This is a genomic window from Desulfonatronum lacustre DSM 10312 (genome assembly GCF_000519265.1).
GTDB classification, from domain to species: Bacteria; Desulfobacterota; Desulfovibrionia; order Desulfovibrionales; family Desulfonatronaceae; genus Desulfonatronum; species Desulfonatronum lacustre.
In genome coordinates, this window is sequence record NZ_KI912608.1 from 3,744,340 (window position 1) to 3,761,451 (window position 17,112).

14 protein-coding genes and 1 tRNA gene are annotated in these 17,112 nt (G+C 57.6%); all 15 read left to right on the forward strand.

Going from position 1 to position 17,112, the window contains the following annotated elements:
- Nucleotides 1-46: 46 nt before the first annotated feature.
- Nucleotides 47-1,240, forward strand: a complete 1,194-nt coding sequence (tuf, locus tag DESLA_RS0117725; protein WP_028573509.1) for an elongation factor Tu — start codon at nt 47-49, stop codon at nt 1,238-1,240.
- Nucleotides 1,241-1,274: 34 nt separating this feature from the next.
- On the forward strand, nt 1,275-1,424 hold the full coding sequence (rpmG, locus tag DESLA_RS0117730; RefSeq protein WP_028573510.1) for a 50S ribosomal protein L33: 150 nt from the start codon (nt 1,275-1,277) through the stop codon (nt 1,422-1,424).
- A 21-nt stretch (nt 1,425-1,445) separates the two neighbouring features.
- Nucleotides 1,446-1,522: transfer RNA gene (locus tag DESLA_RS0117735), tRNA-Trp, on the forward strand.
- Nucleotides 1,523-1,541: 19 nt separating this feature from the next.
- On the forward strand, nt 1,542-1,790 hold the full coding sequence (gene secE / locus DESLA_RS0117740; protein ID WP_028573511.1) for a preprotein translocase subunit SecE: 249 nt from the start codon (nt 1,542-1,544) through the stop codon (nt 1,788-1,790).
- 71 nt (nt 1,791-1,861) lie between these two features.
- Nucleotides 1,862-2,407, forward strand: coding sequence for a transcription termination/antitermination protein NusG (nusG, locus tag DESLA_RS0117745; protein ID WP_028573512.1), 546 nt, complete (start codon nt 1,862-1,864; stop codon nt 2,405-2,407).
- A gap of 36 nt (nt 2,408-2,443) precedes the next feature.
- Complete coding sequence (gene rplK, locus DESLA_RS0117750; protein ID WP_028573513.1) at nt 2,444-2,869, forward strand: 50S ribosomal protein L11; 426 nt, start codon at nt 2,444-2,446, stop codon at nt 2,867-2,869.
- A gap of 18 nt (nt 2,870-2,887) precedes the next feature.
- Nucleotides 2,888-3,586 (forward strand): 50S ribosomal protein L1, encoded by a 699-nt coding sequence (gene rplA, locus DESLA_RS0117755; RefSeq protein ID WP_028573514.1) that lies wholly within the window; start codon nt 2,888-2,890, stop codon nt 3,584-3,586.
- A gap of 170 nt (nt 3,587-3,756) precedes the next feature.
- Nucleotides 3,757-4,287 (forward strand): 50S ribosomal protein L10, encoded by a 531-nt coding sequence (rplJ, locus tag DESLA_RS0117760; protein WP_028573515.1) that lies wholly within the window; start codon nt 3,757-3,759, stop codon nt 4,285-4,287.
- A gap of 40 nt (nt 4,288-4,327) precedes the next feature.
- Nucleotides 4,328-4,711 carry a 50S ribosomal protein L7/L12 gene (gene rplL, locus DESLA_RS0117765; protein ID WP_028573516.1) on the forward strand — a complete coding sequence of 128 codons (384 nt, stop codon included), beginning with the start codon at nt 4,328-4,330 and terminating at the stop codon, nt 4,709-4,711.
- Between the two features lie 665 nt (nt 4,712-5,376).
- Nucleotides 5,377-9,477, forward strand: coding sequence for a DNA-directed RNA polymerase subunit beta (gene rpoB, locus DESLA_RS0117770; RefSeq protein ID WP_028573517.1), 4,101 nt, complete (start codon nt 5,377-5,379; stop codon nt 9,475-9,477).
- Between the two features lie 151 nt (nt 9,478-9,628).
- Nucleotides 9,629-13,786 (forward strand): DNA-directed RNA polymerase subunit beta', encoded by a 4,158-nt coding sequence (rpoC, locus tag DESLA_RS0117775; RefSeq protein WP_028573518.1) that lies wholly within the window; start codon nt 9,629-9,631, stop codon nt 13,784-13,786.
- A gap of 211 nt (nt 13,787-13,997) precedes the next feature.
- Nucleotides 13,998-14,372 carry a 30S ribosomal protein S12 gene (rpsL, locus tag DESLA_RS0117780; protein ID WP_028573519.1) on the forward strand — a complete coding sequence of 125 codons (375 nt, stop codon included), beginning with the start codon at nt 13,998-14,000 and terminating at the stop codon, nt 14,370-14,372.
- Nucleotides 14,373-14,387: 15 nt separating this feature from the next.
- Complete coding sequence (gene rpsG / locus DESLA_RS0117785) at nt 14,388-14,858, forward strand: 30S ribosomal protein S7 (RefSeq protein WP_028573520.1); 471 nt, start codon at nt 14,388-14,390, stop codon at nt 14,856-14,858.
- A gap of 15 nt (nt 14,859-14,873) precedes the next feature.
- On the forward strand, nt 14,874-16,952 hold the full coding sequence (gene fusA / locus DESLA_RS0117790; RefSeq protein ID WP_028573521.1) for an elongation factor G: 2,079 nt from the start codon (nt 14,874-14,876) through the stop codon (nt 16,950-16,952).
- Between the two features lie 9 nt (nt 16,953-16,961).
- The coding region (locus DESLA_RS22630) for a GTP-binding protein (protein WP_245590116.1) at nt 16,962-17,112 on the forward strand (151 nt) is incomplete at its 3' end.

Here is a 17,112-nt window from a genome sequence, read left to right on the forward strand (position 1 = left end):
GTTCATCGGCAACATTTTCACTCAAAATTCACGTTAGGGGGATCGTATGGCCAAGGCAAAATTTGAGCGGACCAAACCGCACGTAAATGTTGGCACCATCGGCCACATTGACCACGGCAAGACGACGTTGACCGCCGCGATCACCAAGATGCTGAGCATCAAGGGCGGCGCGAACTTCGTCCCGTTCGACCAGATCGACAAGGCGCCCGAGGAAAAGGAGCGCGGAATCACCATCGCCACGGCGCACGTGGAATACGAGACCGCGAATCGGCACTACGCCCACGTGGACTGCCCTGGTCACGCCGACTACATCAAGAACATGATCACCGGCGCGGCCCAAATGGACGGCGCGATTCTGGTGGTCGCGGCCACGGACGGCCCGATGCCCCAGACCCGTGAGCACATTCTCCTGGCTCGCCAGGTCGGCGTTCCCTGTCTGGTGGTTTTCATGAACAAGGTCGACCTGGTGGACGACCCGGAACTGCTGGAGCTGGTTGAGTTGGAAGTCCGCGAACTGCTGTCCAAGTACGGTTTTCCCGGCGACGATGTTCCGGTGATCCAGGGCAGCGCCTTGAAGGCCCTGGAGGCCGATGGCGTGGACAGCCCGGACGCCAAGTGCATCTTCGACCTGATGGACGCCCTGGACAGCTACGTTCCGGAGCCGGTGCGCGACATCGATAAGCCGTTCTTGATGCCCATTGAGGACGTGTTCAGTATTTCCGGTCGCGGCACGGTTGTCACGGGCCGGGTTGAGCGCGGCGTGGTCAAGGTCGGCGAGGAAGTGGAGATCGTGGGGATCAACGAAACCCGCAAGACGGTCTGCACGGGCGTCGAGATGTTCCGCAAGCTGCTGGACCAGGGTCAGGCCGGCGACAACATCGGCGCGCTTTTGCGCGGCGTGAAGCGTGAGGATGTGGAACGCGGACAGGTTTTGGCCGCTCCCAAGTCCATCACCCCGCACCGGAGGTTCGTGGCCGAGGTATACGTCTTGTCCAAAGAAGAAGGCGGGCGTCACACCCCGTTCTTCAGCGGATATCGCCCGCAGTTCTACTTCCGGACCACGGACATCACCGGCGTGGTGACCCTGGCCGAGGGCGTGGAAATGGTCATGCCCGGGGACAATGCGACCTTCAACGTGGAGCTGATCGCCCCCATCGCCATGGAACTTGGCGTGCGCTTCGCCATCCGCGAAGGCGGCCGGACCGTCGGCGCCGGCGTCATCTCCGAAATCGTCGAATAGCCCGGTTTCGGCATCCTGAACTAAAGGAAGCGTTATGCGAATCAATGTTTTGCTGGCTTGCCTCGACTGCAAGCGACGCAATTACGCCACGGAGAAAAACAAGAAAAACTCCACGGGGCGGATCGAAATGAAGAAGTTTTGTCCGTTCTGCGGAGGGCATCGGGTCCATCGGGAAACGAAGTAAGCGACGTTTTCTCTGTATCGCAGGCCAGTAGCTCTAACGGTTAGAGCACCGGACTCCAAATCCGGGGGCTGGGGGTTCGAATCCCTCCTGGCCTGCCAACTTCTTAACGGATGGGATATGGCGAAACTACAATCTGGCGACGATAAAAAGGCTCCGGCCAAACGCTTCGACATCAAGGAAAAAGCGCTTCAGTTCAAGGATTTTTTTGAAAAATCCAAGCTGGAGTTGAAGAAAGTGACCTGGCCGACACGCAAGGAGACGACGGCCACCTGTATGGCCGTCGTCGTTCTTGTAGTCATCATGTCGCTCTTTCTTGGTCTCGTTGATCTGGCCCTGGCCAAAATCGTTGAAGTGATACTCTACTAGGCTCAAATTCACTCGTCCAAATCCTTCTGTTGAGCCTCACGCGCTCACGACGGGCAACCCCCTTGATATCCATGGAAACGACAACAGCGAAACCGCAATGGTACATCGTCCACACGCATACGGGATTTGAACAGCGTGTTGAACGAACCATCAAAGAAATGATCCGGACCAGCAGAGCGCTTGGTCTGATCGAGGAAGTCGTCGTTCCGACGGAGAAGGTGGTGGAGCTTGTAAAGGGGGAGAAAAAGACCTCTACGCGCAAGTTTTACCCCGGATACATCATGGTCAAGATGGTTCTGACCGACGAGTCCTGGCATCTGGTCCAATCCCTGCCCCGGGTGACCGGTTTTTTGGGGGGAAAGAACAGACCGTTGCCCATGCCGGAGCGGGAGGCGTTGAAAATTTTGGAAATGATGGAAACGCGTCAGGAGCAGCCCCGTCCCAAATTTTCCTTTGAACGTGGCGACGAGGTGCGTGTCATCGACGGACCGTTCGCCAATTTCAACGCCGTTGTGGAAGAGGTCAACTACGATAAGGGCAAGTTGAAGGTGACGGTCTCCATTTTCGGGAGGCAGACGCCGGTGGAACTGGAATTCGTCCAGGTGAGCAAAACATAATTCCGTATTGTCGCGGATCATTGAGCAGGTATATTCATGGCCAAGAAAATCAAAGCGAAAATCAAGCTCCAGGTTCCGGCCGGAGCTGCCAACCCTTCTCCTCCCGTCGGCCCCGCGTTGGGGCAGCACGGGGTGAACATCATGGAGTTCTGCAAGAGCTTCAACGCCAAGACGCAGGACCAAAAAGGCATGATCACTCCCGTGATCATCACGGTGTACGCGGACAGAACCTTCACCTTCGTCACCAAGACCCCTCCGGCCTCGGTGTTGCTGCTGAAAGCCGCCAAGCTGGACAAGGGATCCGGTGAACCGAATAAGACCAAGGTCGGCAAGGTCTCCAAGGCCCAGGTGGAGGAGATCGCCAAGTTGAAGATGCCGGATTTGACTGCGGGGAGCCTCGATGCAGCTATGCTGACCGTCATGGGAACAGCGCGGAGCATGGGACTTGAGGTTGAAATTTAGGGGAAAGGAAGAAAGATCATGCCCATACATGGAAAAAAATATCGCAATGCCGTCCAGGATCTGGACCTGAAGAACAAGTTTCCGGTCAAGGACGGCTTGGATTTGGCCTTGAAGCTTGCTTACGCGAAGTTCGACGAAACCGTCGACGTCGCTGTCTGTCTCGGAGTTGATCCCAAGTACTCGGATCAAATGGTCCGAGGTGCGGTGACCTTGCCGCACGGCCTGGGCAAGGAAGTCCGGGTCGCCGCGTTCTGCAAAGGAGACAAGGAGGCTGAGGCCAGGGAAGCCGGAGCCGATTTCGTCGGCGGCGACGATCTGATCGAGAAAATCAAGGAAGGCTGGCTTGAATTCGATCAGGCCGTGGCCACTCCTGACATGATGGCCCAGATCGGAAAGATCGGGCGGATTCTCGGACCGCGCGGCCTGATGCCCAATGCCAAGACCGGAACCGTAACCTTCGACATCGGCAAGGCGGTCAAGGAAATGAAGGCCGGTCGCGTCGAGTTCAAGGTGGACAAGGCCGGAGTGATTCACTCTCCCTTGGGCAAGGTTTCTTTCGGTGCGGACAAGCTCGTGGACAATCTGCGCACCGTCGTCGACACTCTCACCCGTCTCAAGCCCGCCTCGGCCAAGGGCACGTATTTCCGTTCCATGGCCGTTTCCACGACCATGGGGCCCGGCATCAAGCTCGATATGCAGAGCATGCCGCGAGACTGACGTCCCGCCGCACGAATCCGTCGAGCCCGTGTTCAGCGGGCTCGATGTTTCATTTTTCGGATGGCAAATCCGGAGTCAAAGACAGCAGGTGGAGCGATCTCCTTAATTTCCTGCCGAGACCCACTTTGGCTCTTCTTTGCCGTACCATGCCGCAAAGGAGGTGAGAACACGTGAATAGAACGCAAAAAGGCGAAGTCATTGAGAAATTGCGAGGCAAGGCTTCCACGGCCAACATCGCCATCGTGACGGACTTCAAAGGTCTGAAGGTTGAGGAAGTGACGCCGTTGCGCGTCAAGCTTCGGGAATCCGGAGTGGATTATCATGTCGTCAAGAACACTCTGGCTCGCATTGCTCTGGACGGTACGCCGCACGCGGTCTTGAACGACTCGCTCAAGGATTGCTGCGCCATTGCCTTTACCGCCGGGGACCCGGTCGCCGCGGCCAAGATTCTTGTCGAATTCGAAAAAGGCGCCAAGAATTTCAGCACTCGGTTCGCGAGCCTTGAAGGCAAATTTTTGTCCTCCGCTCAGATCGACGAGTTGGCCAAGCTGCCCGGAAGGGAAGTGTTGCTGGCCAGGGCCCTGGGGACCATGAATGCGGTGCCGACCAATTTTGTCGGGTTGTTCGCCAATATTTTGCGGAACTTCCTGTACGCCTTGAACGCGATCAAGGACCAGAAAGAACAGACGCAATCAGTTTAATCTTACGAGCCAAAGCTTAAGCCATCAGGAGAATACCATCATGAGCGTTACCAAAGAACAAGTTGTTGAATTCATCTCCAACATGACCGTCCTGGAACTCGCCGAGTTCATCAAGGAACTGGAAGAGAAGTTCGGCGTCTCCGCCGCTGCTCCGGTGGCCGCCGTGGCCGCTGCTCCGGTTGCCGGTGGGGATGCCCCTGCCGCCGAGGAAAAGACAGAGTTCGACGTCGTCCTGGCCGGCGCCGGCGGCAACAAGATCAACGTGATCAAGGTCGTTCGCGCCTTGACGGGTTTGGGGCTGAAGGAAGCCAAGGCCAAGGTCGACGAAGCTCCTTCCGTGATAAAGGAAGCGGTTGCCAAGGCCGACGCCGAAGACGCGAAGAAGCAGTTGGAAGAGGCCGGCGCGACGGTCGAATTGAAGTAGTCGAGAACCGGGTATGCATTTCAGGAAGCGCGGGATTCCCGCGCTTCCTGTTTCCTTTTGTGATTATCAGTTCGTACCGAACCCGTCTTTTTCCTGCACGCCCATGGTCAATGGGGAATATGGAAAAAAACGTATCACCGCGTCAAGGTGAGTGATAGGATATTTTCCTTTCGTAATGCTCGACAACCCGCACGTCGATCCACGGCAAGATGAACGCCGAATGCCCAAAGGGCGAATGGATTCGTGATCACCGGCACGTACCGGCGAATTCGCGAAGTTGGACATCGAACCGTCATGGCGTTCCGCATGTGCTCCATCGGTCGGCACTTCGCTTCGCGGCTGTGTCTTTATTAAGAGATCGCGCGCCAGTGATCATGCACCGTGGATATACTCCGCGCTTCAGGCACATAGGGCATTAACCGTCAACATCTCCTCGGATTCCGAATCCGCCGTTCAGAATCTTTCACCTCACAATATTAGCTGGCATGATCCGATCCTCACACCTTTTATCTGATTCAGGGCGATGAATCAATATCTCCGAAGATCGAGATTGTCGTGATGACGACCGTCGATTTGTCGTCACATGCCGTTGCAATTACACGCTCATGCGCCCGGACGCGCATTTATCATAGAAACTTTTTACACGCATTACGTTGAGGGTGACGATGACACAACTTGTTAAAAAGTTTGGTAAAATCCAAAGTGTTCTCAATACTCCCCATCTTCTCGAACTACAAATTCAATCCTATCACCACTTTCTTCAAAAGGATATCGCGACGGCCGCGAGAGCAGATGTTGGACTTGAAGGCGTTTTTCGCTCTGTTTTTCCCATTCACGACTTCAATAAGACCGCGACGCTGGAGTTCGTCAGCTACGAAATTGGTCAACCCAAATTCGACGTCGCGGAATGCCTGGCCAAAGGGTTGCATCACGAAGCCCCCGTCCGCATTCGCGTCCGGCTCGTGGTCTTTGACGTGGATGAGGAAACAGGGAACAGGTCCATCCGGGACATCAAGGAACAGGACATCTATTTCGGCACGATTCCCTTGATGACGGAAAAGGGCACTTTCATCATCAACGGAACCGAACGGGTGATCGTCAATCAGTTGCAGCGTTCTCCGGGAATTATTTTCGAGCACGACTTCGGCAAGACCCACACCAGCAGGAAGGTGCTTTATTCCTCGCGGATCATTCCCATGCGCGGATCCTGGTTGGATTTTGAATTCGACCACAAGGATATTTTTTATGTGCGCATCGACCGGCGTCGCAAGATGCCGGTGACCATCCTGCTCAAGGCCATGGGGATGACCAATGAAGACATTCTGAACTATTTTTACAAGACCGAATACTACCAACTCGAAGGCGACAAGGTCTATCGCGAGATTCAGGAATCCCTGGTCCGCAAGGAGCAACTCTACGCGGACGTGGCGGATTCTTCCGGCGAGGTTCTGGCTTCTGCCGGAACCATGGTCAAGGCTCGGATCTGGAAGAAGATCATCAAGGCCGGGATCACCAAACTGGAGATCGACCCCGACCAACTGCCCGGTCAGTTTCTGGCCCAGGACGTCGTCCATCCTCAAACCGGAGAAGTGTTGGCCCAGGTGGGCGACGAAATCACCGAAGCGTTCCTGGAGCAGTGCAAGGAAGCCAATCTGCTGCGCCTCCCGGTGCTGTACATCACCGGGGTTGAAGTTTCGGCCACGGTTCGCGAGACCATGCAGTTGGACAAGACCACGGACATCGAGTCCGCTCAGGTGGAAATTTTCCGCCGGTTGCGACCCAGTTCTCCTCCCACGGCCGAGGTTGCCGCGACCTTTTTTGACAATTTGTTCCGCAACCCGGACTATTACGACCTTTCTCCGGTGGGCCGCTATAAGCTGAATTCCAGGCTGGGCCTGGATGTGCCCCTGGACCAGCGGACCCTGACCAACGACGACATCCTCAAGGCCCTGAAGCATCTGGTGGAGTTGAAGGACTCGCATGGGCCGTCCGACGACATCGACCATCTGGGCAATCGGCGTGTCCGGCCCGTGGGCGAGCTGGTGGAGAACCAGTACCGGATCGGCTTGGTGCGCATGGAGCGGGCCATCAAGGAGCGGATGAGCCTCCAGGACGTGGCCACGCTGATGCCCCACGATCTGATCAATCCCAAGCCGGTGGTGGCCGCGATCAAGGAATTTTTCGGCACTTCCCAGCTTTCCCAGTTCATGGACCAGACCAACCCGCTTTCCGAGGTGACTCACAAGCGGCGTCTTTCCGCGTTGGGTCCCGGCGGTCTGACCCGCGACCGCGCCGGGTTCGAGGTTCGGGACGTGCATACCAGCCACTACGGGCGGATTTGTCCCATTGAAACGCCGGAAGGGCCGAATATCGGCTTGATCGTCTCCATGACCACATTTGGTCAGGTCAACGCCTTCGGCTTCATCGAAAGTCCGTACCGGATCGTCAAAAACGCTCAGGCCTCCCAAGAAGTGTTGTACATGGACGCCTCCCGCGAGGCCGGGGAGGTCATCGCCCAGGCCAACGCCGAGCTGGACCAGGACGGCCGTTTCGTCAACGAGATCGTCACGGCCCGGGTCAAGGGCGACTTCGCCCTGGTCAACCGGGACGAGGTGACCTTGATGGACATCTCTCCAAGCCAGATTGTTTCGGTTTCCGCGTCCTTGATCCCCTTTTTGGAACATGACGACGCCAACCGGGCCTTAATGGGATCGAACATGCAGCGTCAGGCTGTTCCTTTGCTGCGTTGTGAACGGCCCATCGTCGGCACGGGCATGGAGAGCATCGTGGCCCAGGATTCCGGAAGCTGCGTTCTGGCCGCCGGGGACGGCGTGGTGCGCTACGCCGACGCCGAACGGATCGTGGTTAGCTATGAGGGCGACCTGTTCCCGGAAACCGGAGGCTTGAAGGTTTATGAACTGCTCAAGTTTCACAAGTCCAACCAGAACACCTGTTTTGGGCAAAAGCCGCTGGTCATGGAAGGCCAGGCCATTACCAAAGGGCAGGTGCTTGCCGACGGCCCCGGCATTCAGCAGGGCGAACTCGCCTTGGGCAAGAACCTGCTCGTGGCTTTCATGCCCTGGTGCGGTTACAACTTCGAGGACTCCATCCTGATTTCCGAGCGGGTGGTCAAGGAAGACGTCTTCACCTCCATGCACATCGAGGAATTCGAGTTGGTGGCTCGGGATACCAAGCTGGGTCCGGAAGAGGTGACCAAGGATATTCCCAATGTCGGTGAGGAGATGCTGCGCAACCTGGACGAAAGCGGGATCATCCGTATCGGCGCGCCGGTTCAGCCCGACGACATCCTGGTGGGTAAGATCACGCCCAAGGGAGAAACCCAGCTTACGCCCGAGGAAAAATTGCTCCGGGCCATTTTCGGGGACAAGGCCCGGGACGTGAAGAATTCCTCGCTCAAAGTCCCGCCGGGCATCGAGGGCACGGTCATCGACGTAAGGGTTTTCAACCGGCGGATGGGCGACAAGGATGATCGTTCCAAGGCCATTGAAAAGGACAAGTTGATCCGGCTGGAGGCCAAGGAGCGGCAGATCATTTCCGGGCTGACCGAGGCCATGCGTGAAAAGATCTGGCGGGTGGTGGACGGAAAGCGGCTCGGCCAGACCCTGATGGGCAAGCGCAAGGGCGAAGTGCTCGTGGAAGCGAACATGTTCATGACCCGCGACGTTCTGGATCAGGTGCCGTTGAAAAAACTGACCGGATTGTTCGCGGCCAAGGCCGTGAACGACCAGCTTCAGGAATTGATTCAGGACTATGAACGGCAGATCAGCTTTGTTCAGGAATCCTACAAGGTCAAAAGCGAGCGGATCACCGAGGGCGACGATTTGCCCCCGGGCGTGATCAAGATGGTCAAGGTCTACGTGGCCGTGAAGCGTAAACTGTCCGTGGGCGACAAGATGGCCGGCCGTCATGGCAACAAGGGCGTGGTTTCCTGTATTTTGCCCGAGGAAGACATGCCGTTCTTCGCCGACGGAACCCCGGTGGATATCGTCCTGAACCCGTTGGGCGTGCCCTCTCGAATGAACATCGGGCAGATCATGGAAACCCACCTGGGCTGGGGCGCGTTGGAACTGGGCAAACAGGTGGCCCGGATGGTCGAACAAGGCGACGATGTGGCCCATCTGCGCCGGGAGATCAAGGACGTCTTCGACTCGGAGGCCATCTCCTCCTTGGTCGACGAACAGGACGACGAGGAATTCGTCACCGCCGTGCGGGAACTGCGTAACGGAATCATCACCAAGAGTCCGGTTTTTGACGGCGCCCACGAGGAAGAAATCTGGAAGTGGCTGCGCAAGGCCGGATTGCCGGATGACGGCAAGAGCGTCCTCTTTGACGGCCGCACCGGCGAGGCCTTCCACAACCGGGTGACCGTGGGCAGCATGTACATCCTGAAGCTGCACCACTTGGTGGACGAAAAAATTCACGCTCGCTCCACGGGGCCTTACTCCCTGGTCACCCAGCAGCCGCTGGGCGGCAAGGCGCAGTTCGGCGGACAGCGGCTGGGCGAGATGGAAGTCTGGGCCATGGAAGCCTACGGCGCGGCCCATGTGCTCCAGGAGTTCCTGACCGTCAAGTCCGACGACGTCACCGGTCGGGTGCACATGTACGAGAAGATCGTCAAGGGCGACAACTTTCTCGAGGCCGGTCTGCCGGAATCCTTCAATGTGTTGATCAAGGAATTGATGTCCCTGGGGTTGGACGTCACGTTGCTCCAGGAAGAGAAAAAGAAACGCCGCGGTTCCGCCTAACAGGACGTTGGAAAGCATCCCGGACGCAAAGCCTGCACTGGGATGCCCGACGGCTTACGATGGAGCGGTTTTTCTCGATTGGAGATCATCCGGTCGAGATTGAGAGCGGTTTGCCACAGAGAGTGATCCGAGGACCCAAGGGGGACACGCCATGACTTTAGACGAACTTTTTTCCATGCGGGGAAGTTCTTCAACCACGCCCAACAGCAAAACGCTCAAGGGCATTAAGATATCCATCGCCGCGCCGGAGACCATTCGTGAATGGTCCTTCGGCGAGGTCAAGAAACCGGAAACCATCAATTACCGCACCTTCAAGCCGGAGCGGGACGGTCTGTTCTGCGCCAAGATTTTCGGTCCGGTAAAGGATTACGAGTGCAATTGCGGTAAGTACAAGCGGATGAAGCACCGGGGGATCGTCTGCGAGAAGTGCGGGGTGGAGGTGATCGCCTCCAAGGTCCGCCGGGAGCGGATGGGGCACATCGAGCTGGCCTCGCCGGTGGCCCACATCTGGTTTTTGAAAAGCCTGCCCTCCAAGATCGGCACCCTTTTGGACATGACCATGGCCGATCTGGAAAAGGTGCTGTATTTCGATTCCTTCATCGTCCTGGACCCCGGGCAGACCAACCTGCTGAAATATCAGGTTATCTCCGAGGAACAGTACTATCAGGTGATCGAACACTTCGGCGAAGACGCCATCACCGTGGGCATGGGCGCGGAATCCATCCGCAAGCTGATTGAGGAGCTGGATTTGGCGGCGCTCAGGACCGAGCTGCGTGAAGAGGGCGCCAAGACCAAGTCCCAGACGAAAAAGAAGAAGGTGGCCAAGCGCCTGAAGATCATTGAGGCCTTTCTGGAATCCGGAAATCGCCCGGAGTGGATGATCATGGAAGTCATCCCGATCATCCCGCCGGAGTTGCGGCCCTTGGTGCCCCTGGACGGCGGTCGCTTCGCGACTTCGGATCTCAATGACCTTTACCGCCGGGTGATCAACCGGAACAATCGTCTGAAGCGGTTGATGGAACTGGGCGCTCCGGACATCATCATCCGCAACGAAAAGCGGATGCTCCAAGAGTCCGTGGACGCGCTGTTCGACAACGGTCGACGCGGGCGGCCGATTTCCGGAACGAATGGACGTCCGCTCAAGTCCCTGAGCGACATGATCAAGGGCAAGCAAGGCCGGTTCCGTCAGAATCTTCTGGGCAAGCGAGTGGACTATTCCGGTCGATCAGTGATCGTGGTCGGGCCGAAGCTGAAGCTGCACCAGTGCGGCCTGCCCAAGAAGATGGCCCTGGAATTGTTCAAGCCCTTCATCTACTCCCAGTTGGAGAAGCGCGGCCTGACCACGTCCATCAAAGGCGCGAAGAAGATGGTCGAACGGGAGGAAGTGGTGGTCTGGGATATCCTGGAAGACGTGGTCCGGGAGTACCCGATCATGCTCAACCGCGCCCCCACCTTGCACCGCTTGGGGATTCAGGCTTTCGAGCCTCTGCTGGTGGAAGGCAAGGCCATTCAGCTCCATCCGCTGGTCTGCACCGCGTTCAACGCGGACTTTGACGGCGACCAAATGGCCGTGCACATTCCTTTGTCCATTGAGGCCCAGATCGAATGCCGGGTGCTGATGATGTCCACGAACAATATTCTGTCCCCGGCCAACGGGGTGCCGATCATCGTTCCCAGCCAGGATATCGTGCTCGGCTTGTTCTACCTGACGGTGGATCGGTCCTTCAGCAGGGGAGAAGGCAAGGTTTTCGCCGATACGTGGGAGGTCAGCGCGGCTTATGACGCCGGGGCCATTGATCTTCATGCCCGGATCAAGGTCCGGATGGACGGGAAGCTGGTGGACACCACTCCGGGGAGAATCCTGGTTTCGGAACTGCTTCCTCCGGGAGTCCCGTTCGAACTGGTCAACCAACTCCTGAACAAGAAGAGCATCGCCCGCCTGGTGGGCGAGGCGTATCGCCGGGCCGGGATCAAGGCCACGGTCATCCTTTGCGACCGCCTCAAGGACATGGGGTACGAGTTCTCCACCCGGGCCGGTCTTTCCGTGGGTTTGAAGGACTTGACGATCCCGGAGCAAAAGGAAGTCATCCTGAACAACTCCTTTGAAGAGGTGACCCACATCGAGGCCCAGTACCGCGACGGAATCATCACCAGGACCGAGAAATACAACAAGGTCGTGGACGTCTGGACCAAGGCCACCAACGACGTGGCCAAGGAAATGATGCACAAGATGTCTCATGAGGTCCTGACCGATGAACGTTCCGGGCGGCAAGAGGAGAACATCAGCTTCAACCCGATCTTCATGATGTCCACCTCCGGCGCGCGGGGCAACCCGGACCAGATGCGTCAGCTGGCCGGGATGCGCGGTCTGATGGCCAAACCGTCGGGGGAAATTATTGAAACACCGATCACGGCCTCGTTTCGCGAGGGCCTGACCGTGCTCCAGTACTTCATTTCCACCCACGGAGCACGAAAAGGCTTGGCGGACACGGCGCTGAAGACGGCCAACTCGGGATACCTGACCCGACGGCTGGTGGACGTGGTCCAGGACGTGCAGATCTATGAAAAAGACTGCGGCACAGTGGACGGCCTGGACATCGGACACATGATCAAGGCCGGAGAGATAAAGGAGCGGCTGAGTCAACGCGTTGCCGGCCGGTTGACCATGTTCGACGTCTTTGATCCGGTCACGGATGAGGTGATGATTCCGGCGAACACCCTGATCAGCGAGCAGTACGCCCAGATGATCGAGACCTCGGGCCTGAACTCCATGACGGTGCGCTCGGTGGTCACCTGCAAGAGCCCCCACGGGGTCTGCGCGTCCTGTTACGGCCAGGATTTGGCCACGGGCCGTCTGGTCAACGTGGGCGAGGCCGTGGGAATCATCGCGGCCCAGTCCATCGGCGAGCCGGGTACGCAGCTGACCATGCGCACCTTCCACATCGGCGGCACTGCGTCCAAGGAAATCGAACAATCCTCCATCACGGCCCATTTCGTCGGTCGGGTGATCCTGTCCCGGGTCAAGACCGTGGAGAACTCCGAAGGTCACGCCCTGATCATCAACAAGAGCGGCCAGTTGAGCATCGTGGATGATCAAGGGCGGGAGCGCGAAAAGTACACTTTGCCCCTGGGCGCGAAGCTGTTCGTCCAGGACCAGCAGGAAGTGGAAAAGGGTAAGTTGCTGGTGGAGTGGGACCCCTTCAACGAGCCTTTTGTCGTGGACGTGGAAGGCTCGGTCCGGTTTACGGACATCATCGAGGGCCGGACCTTCCAGGACAAGATGGATGAAACCACTCTGCGGACCACCAAGACCATCATTGAGTACCGGACGACCAACTATCGTCCGGCCATTGCCATCCATGATGATCAGGGCAACCAAGTGATCCGTCCGGGGACCAATTCGCCGGCCATGTTCCAATTGCCGGTGGGCGCGGTGCTCATGGTCCAGGACGGCGACCAGGTCCGTCCCGGAGACATCATCGCCCGAAAGCCGCGGGAGACCTCCAAGACCCGCGACATCGTCGGTGGTCTTCCCCGGGTGGCCGAGCTGTTCGAGGTCCGCAAGCCCAAGGAACTGGGAGTGGTTTCGGAAATCGACGGGCTCGTCTCCTTCGGTCCGGACGCCAAGGGCAAGCGCAAGTTGATCGTCACCCCGGACACCGGTGAGCCGAAAGAATACCTGGTACCCAAGGGCAAGCACATCACGGTGCAGGAGGGCGACCTGGTCGAAGCCGGAGAATTGCTGACCGAAGGCTATCCCGAACTGCACGACATCCTGAAGATCAAAGGTGAGAAGCAGTTGGCCAAGTATCTCGTGGAAGAGGTCCAGGACGTGTATCGACACCAAGGGGTGCAGATCAACGACAAGCACATTGAAGTGATCGTGCGTCAGATGTTGAAAAAGGTCCAGGTCATTGAGCCGGGAGAGACGCCGTTTCTTCTTGGCGAGCAGGTGGACAAGCACCGATTCATGCAGGAGAACCTGCGTTGTCTGGAAAACGGACTGCAGCCGGCGGTGGCCGAGCCGCTGGTGTTGGGCATCACCCAGGCTTCCTTGAACACGGACTCGTTCATCTCCGCCGCGTCGTTCCAGGAAACGACCAAGGTCCTGACTGAGGCTTCCCTGCGAGGCAAGGAGGACTATCTGATGGGACTCAAGGAAAACGTGATCGTCGGGCGGCTCGTTCCGGCCGGTACGGGGTATCGTCGCTATACGGACTGCGACATCAGCGTCCCTGATCAACCGGAACGCGAGGATTCTTTTTTGGAAGGCCTGGAGCAGGACCATCTATTGGTGGACGAATACTAACCGCTATCGGGCGCATGCCCCGGGCATAATCACGGCTTGGCTTCGTGATTGTCCGCGAAAAGTGGAGACCGGCCGTCCGGTTTCCACTTTTTTATGCCCGAAATCGGGGCATGAGATCGGCCCTTGGATCGGAGTTTGAAACAAGGGTTGACAAGCAGAGCTTGAAATAATAAACATCCCCTCTTTTGACGTTCAATCTGGAGACGTATGTATGCCCACGATCAGTCAGTTGATTCGCAATGAGCGAAAGAAAATCGAAAAGCGGAAAAAGACCCCGGCCCTGCAGAGCTGTCCGCAACGGCGCGGCGTCTGCGTCCGGGTCTATACGACCACTCCGAAGAAGCCGAACTCGGCATTGCGAAAAGTGGCCAGGGTCCGGTTGACCAACGGGATCGAAGTGACTTCCTATATTCCCGGGGAAGGCCATAATCTTCAAGAGCACTCCGTGGTTATGATTCGCGGCGGTCGTGTCAAGGACCTGCCCGGCGTGCGTTACCATATCGTGCGTGGCAGCCTGGACACCTCCGGAGTACAGGATCGTCGTCAGAGCCGCTCCAAGTACGGGGCGAAGCGACCAAAATCGTAAAAGGACCAGAGAAACATGCCAAGAAAAGGACCCATTCCGAAGCGAGTCATTCTGCCTGACCCGGTGTACGGCAGTCAGTTGGTCACCAGGTTCATCAATCGGTTGATGTATGGTGGAAAGAAAAGCGTTGTCGAAGGCATCTTCTTTCAAGCCCTGGACTTCCTCTCCGAGAAAACCCAGGAGCCGGCCTTGAAGTCGTTCGAGCAGGCCGTGGACAACGTCCGTCCCCAGGTCGAGGTCAAGTCTCGGCGCGTGGGCGGCGCGACCTACCAAGTTCCGGTGGAGGTCGCTTCCGGTCGGCAAACTTCGTTGGCCATTCGCTGGCTGATCAACTACTCCCGGAATCGAGGGGAGAAGGGCATGGTTCAGCGTCTGGGCGCGGAGCTTCTGGATGCCTACAACAATCGCGGCGGAGCCGTGAAAAAGCGTGAAGACACGCATAAGATGGCCGACGCGAACAAGGCCTTCGCGCATTTTCGCTGGTAAAAGAAGGATTTACTCGTGCCAAGAACCGTACCTATAGAGCGGCAGCGCAATATCGGCATCATGGCCCATATTGACGCCGGAAAGACGACGACCACCGAACGTATCCTGTTTTATACCGGGGTTTCGCACAAGATCGGAGAGGTTCATGACGGGCAGGCGGTCATGGACTGGATGGTCCAGGAGCAGGAGCGGGGGATCACCATCACTTCCGCCGCCACGACTTGCATCTGGAAGGATCACCGGATCAACATCATTGATACGCCCGGCCACGTGGATTTCACCGTGGAAGTGGAGCGCTCCCTGCGGGTCCTGGACGGAGCCGTCGCCGTGTTTTGCGCGGTGGGCGGGGTGGAACCCCAGTCCGAAACCGTCTGGCGACAGGCCGACCGCTACAAGGTGCCGCGCTTGGCCTTCGTGAACAAGATGGACCGGACCGGCGCGGATTTTTTTCGCGTCGTGGAGATGATCAAGGAACGGCTCAAGGCAAAGCCCGTTCCCTTGCAGATTCCCATCGGAGCCGAAGAAAATTTCAAGGGAATCATTGACCTGATTCAGGGCAAGGCCCTTTTTTTCGACGACGGTTCCGTGGTCGTCAAAGAGTACGCCTATGTTGATATTCCCGAGGAGTACCAGGAGGACTTCGATTCCTGGCGTCAACTCATGCTGGAAGCCGTGGCCGAGGAAGACGAGGAACTGCTCGAGAAATATCTGGGTGGTGAAGAGCTGGAACCCGAATCCGTGATGAACGCCGTGCGCGCGGCCACCATATCCATGAAGATTTGTCCGGTGCTTTGCGGTTCGGCTTTCAAGAACAAAGGGGTTCAGCCGTTGCTGGATTCCGTCGTGTCGTTCTTCCCGAGTCCTGTGGACGTTGCGGAAATGAAGGGGATCAACCCCGATACCGGCGAGGAGATGATCAGTCCCTGCGACGACGACTTGCCGCTGAGCGCCTTGACCTTCAAACTGGCCAATGATCCGTATGTCGGCCATTTGGCTTTTCTGCGCATCTATTCCGGGAAGATTGAAAGCGGGATGACCGTGGTCAACATCACCAGCGGTAAAAAGGAACGCATCGGTCGTCTGCTGAAGATGCACGCCAACAAGCGTGAGGAAATCAAGGAAGCCTACGCCGGGGACATCGTCGCCGCCGTCGGCCTGAAGCACGCCTCCACCGGAGATACGCTCTGTGCTCCGGAGCGTTTGATCATGCTGGAATCCATGGATTTCCCCGAGCCAGTCATCGAAGTGGCCATTGAGCCCAAGACCAAGGCCGACCGGGACGCCCTGAGCCAGTCCTTGGCCAAGCTGGCCAAGGAAGATCCGTCCTTCAGGGTCAAGACCAATGAAGAGACCAACCAGACCTTGATCGCCGGGATGGGCGAGCTGCATCTGGAAATCATCGTCGACCGCTTGACCCGCGAATTCGGGGTGAATGCCAACGTCGGCCAGCCCCAGGTGGCGTACCGGGAAACCATTACCGTCCCGACGAAGCAAGAAACGCGGTACGTCAAGCAAAGCGGCGGTCGCGGTCAGTACGCCCACACCGTTATCGAAGTTCAGCCCCAGGAGCCGGGTGGTGGATTTGTTTTCACTAATTCCATCGTCGGCGGCGTGATTCCCAAGGAATACATTCCAGCCGTGGAAAAAGGCATCAAGGACGCCATGAGTTCCGGGGTTTTGGCAGGTTTTCCGGTGGTGGACATCGCGGTGAAGTTGGTGTTCGGGTCTTTCCACGAGGTTGACTCCTCGGAGCAGGCCTTTTTCATCGCCGGCTCCATGTGCTTCAAAGAGGCCTGCCGAAAAAGTAAGCCGTGCCTCCTGGAACCGGTGATGTCCGTGGAAGTGCTGACGCCGGAGGATTATCTCGGCGACGTCATGGGCGACGTCAACGGTCGCAGAGGGAAGATCACCAATTTGGAGTCCCGGCACGGAACGCAGATTATTCGTGCGCACGTTCCGTTGAGTTCCATGTTCGGCTATGCGACGCAACTGCGGTCCATGACTCAGGGGCGGGCCAGTTACAGCATGCAGTTTGACCATTACGAGCGAGTTCCGGCGCAAATCGCCGAAGAAATCATTTCCAAGCGGAAGTAGGGGGATCATATGGCCAAGGCAAAATTTGAGCGGACCAAACCGCACGTTAACGTCGGCACCATCGGCCACATCGACCACGGCAAGACGACGTTGACCGCCGCGATCACCAAGATGCTGAGCATCAAGGGCGGCGCGAACTTCGTCCCGTTCGACCAGATCG

Bases quoted from the DNA above. Each gene is read 5' to 3' on its own strand.
- tuf (WP_028573509.1), top strand. From the start codon at position 47: ATGGCCAAGGCAAAATTTGAGCGGACCAAACCGCACGTAAATGTTGGC.
- rpmG (WP_028573510.1), top strand. From the start codon at position 1,275: ATGCGAATCAATGTTTTGCTGGCTTGCCTCGACTGCAAGCGACGCAAT.
- secE (WP_028573511.1), top strand. From the start codon at position 1,542: ATGGCGAAACTACAATCTGGCGACGATAAAAAGGCTCCGGCCAAACGC.
- nusG (WP_028573512.1), top strand. From the start codon at position 1,862: ATGGAAACGACAACAGCGAAACCGCAATGGTACATCGTCCACACGCAT.
- rplK (WP_028573513.1), top strand. From the start codon at position 2,444: ATGGCCAAGAAAATCAAAGCGAAAATCAAGCTCCAGGTTCCGGCCGGA.
- rplA (WP_028573514.1), top strand. From the start codon at position 2,888: ATGCCCATACATGGAAAAAAATATCGCAATGCCGTCCAGGATCTGGAC.
- rplL (WP_028573516.1), top strand. From the start codon at position 4,328: ATGAGCGTTACCAAAGAACAAGTTGTTGAATTCATCTCCAACATGACC.
- rpoB (WP_028573517.1), top strand. From the start codon at position 5,377: ATGACACAACTTGTTAAAAAGTTTGGTAAAATCCAAAGTGTTCTCAAT.
- rpoC (WP_028573518.1), top strand. From the start codon at position 9,629: ATGACTTTAGACGAACTTTTTTCCATGCGGGGAAGTTCTTCAACCACG.
- rpsL (WP_028573519.1), top strand. From the start codon at position 13,998: ATGCCCACGATCAGTCAGTTGATTCGCAATGAGCGAAAGAAAATCGAA.
- rpsG (WP_028573520.1), top strand. From the start codon at position 14,388: ATGCCAAGAAAAGGACCCATTCCGAAGCGAGTCATTCTGCCTGACCCG.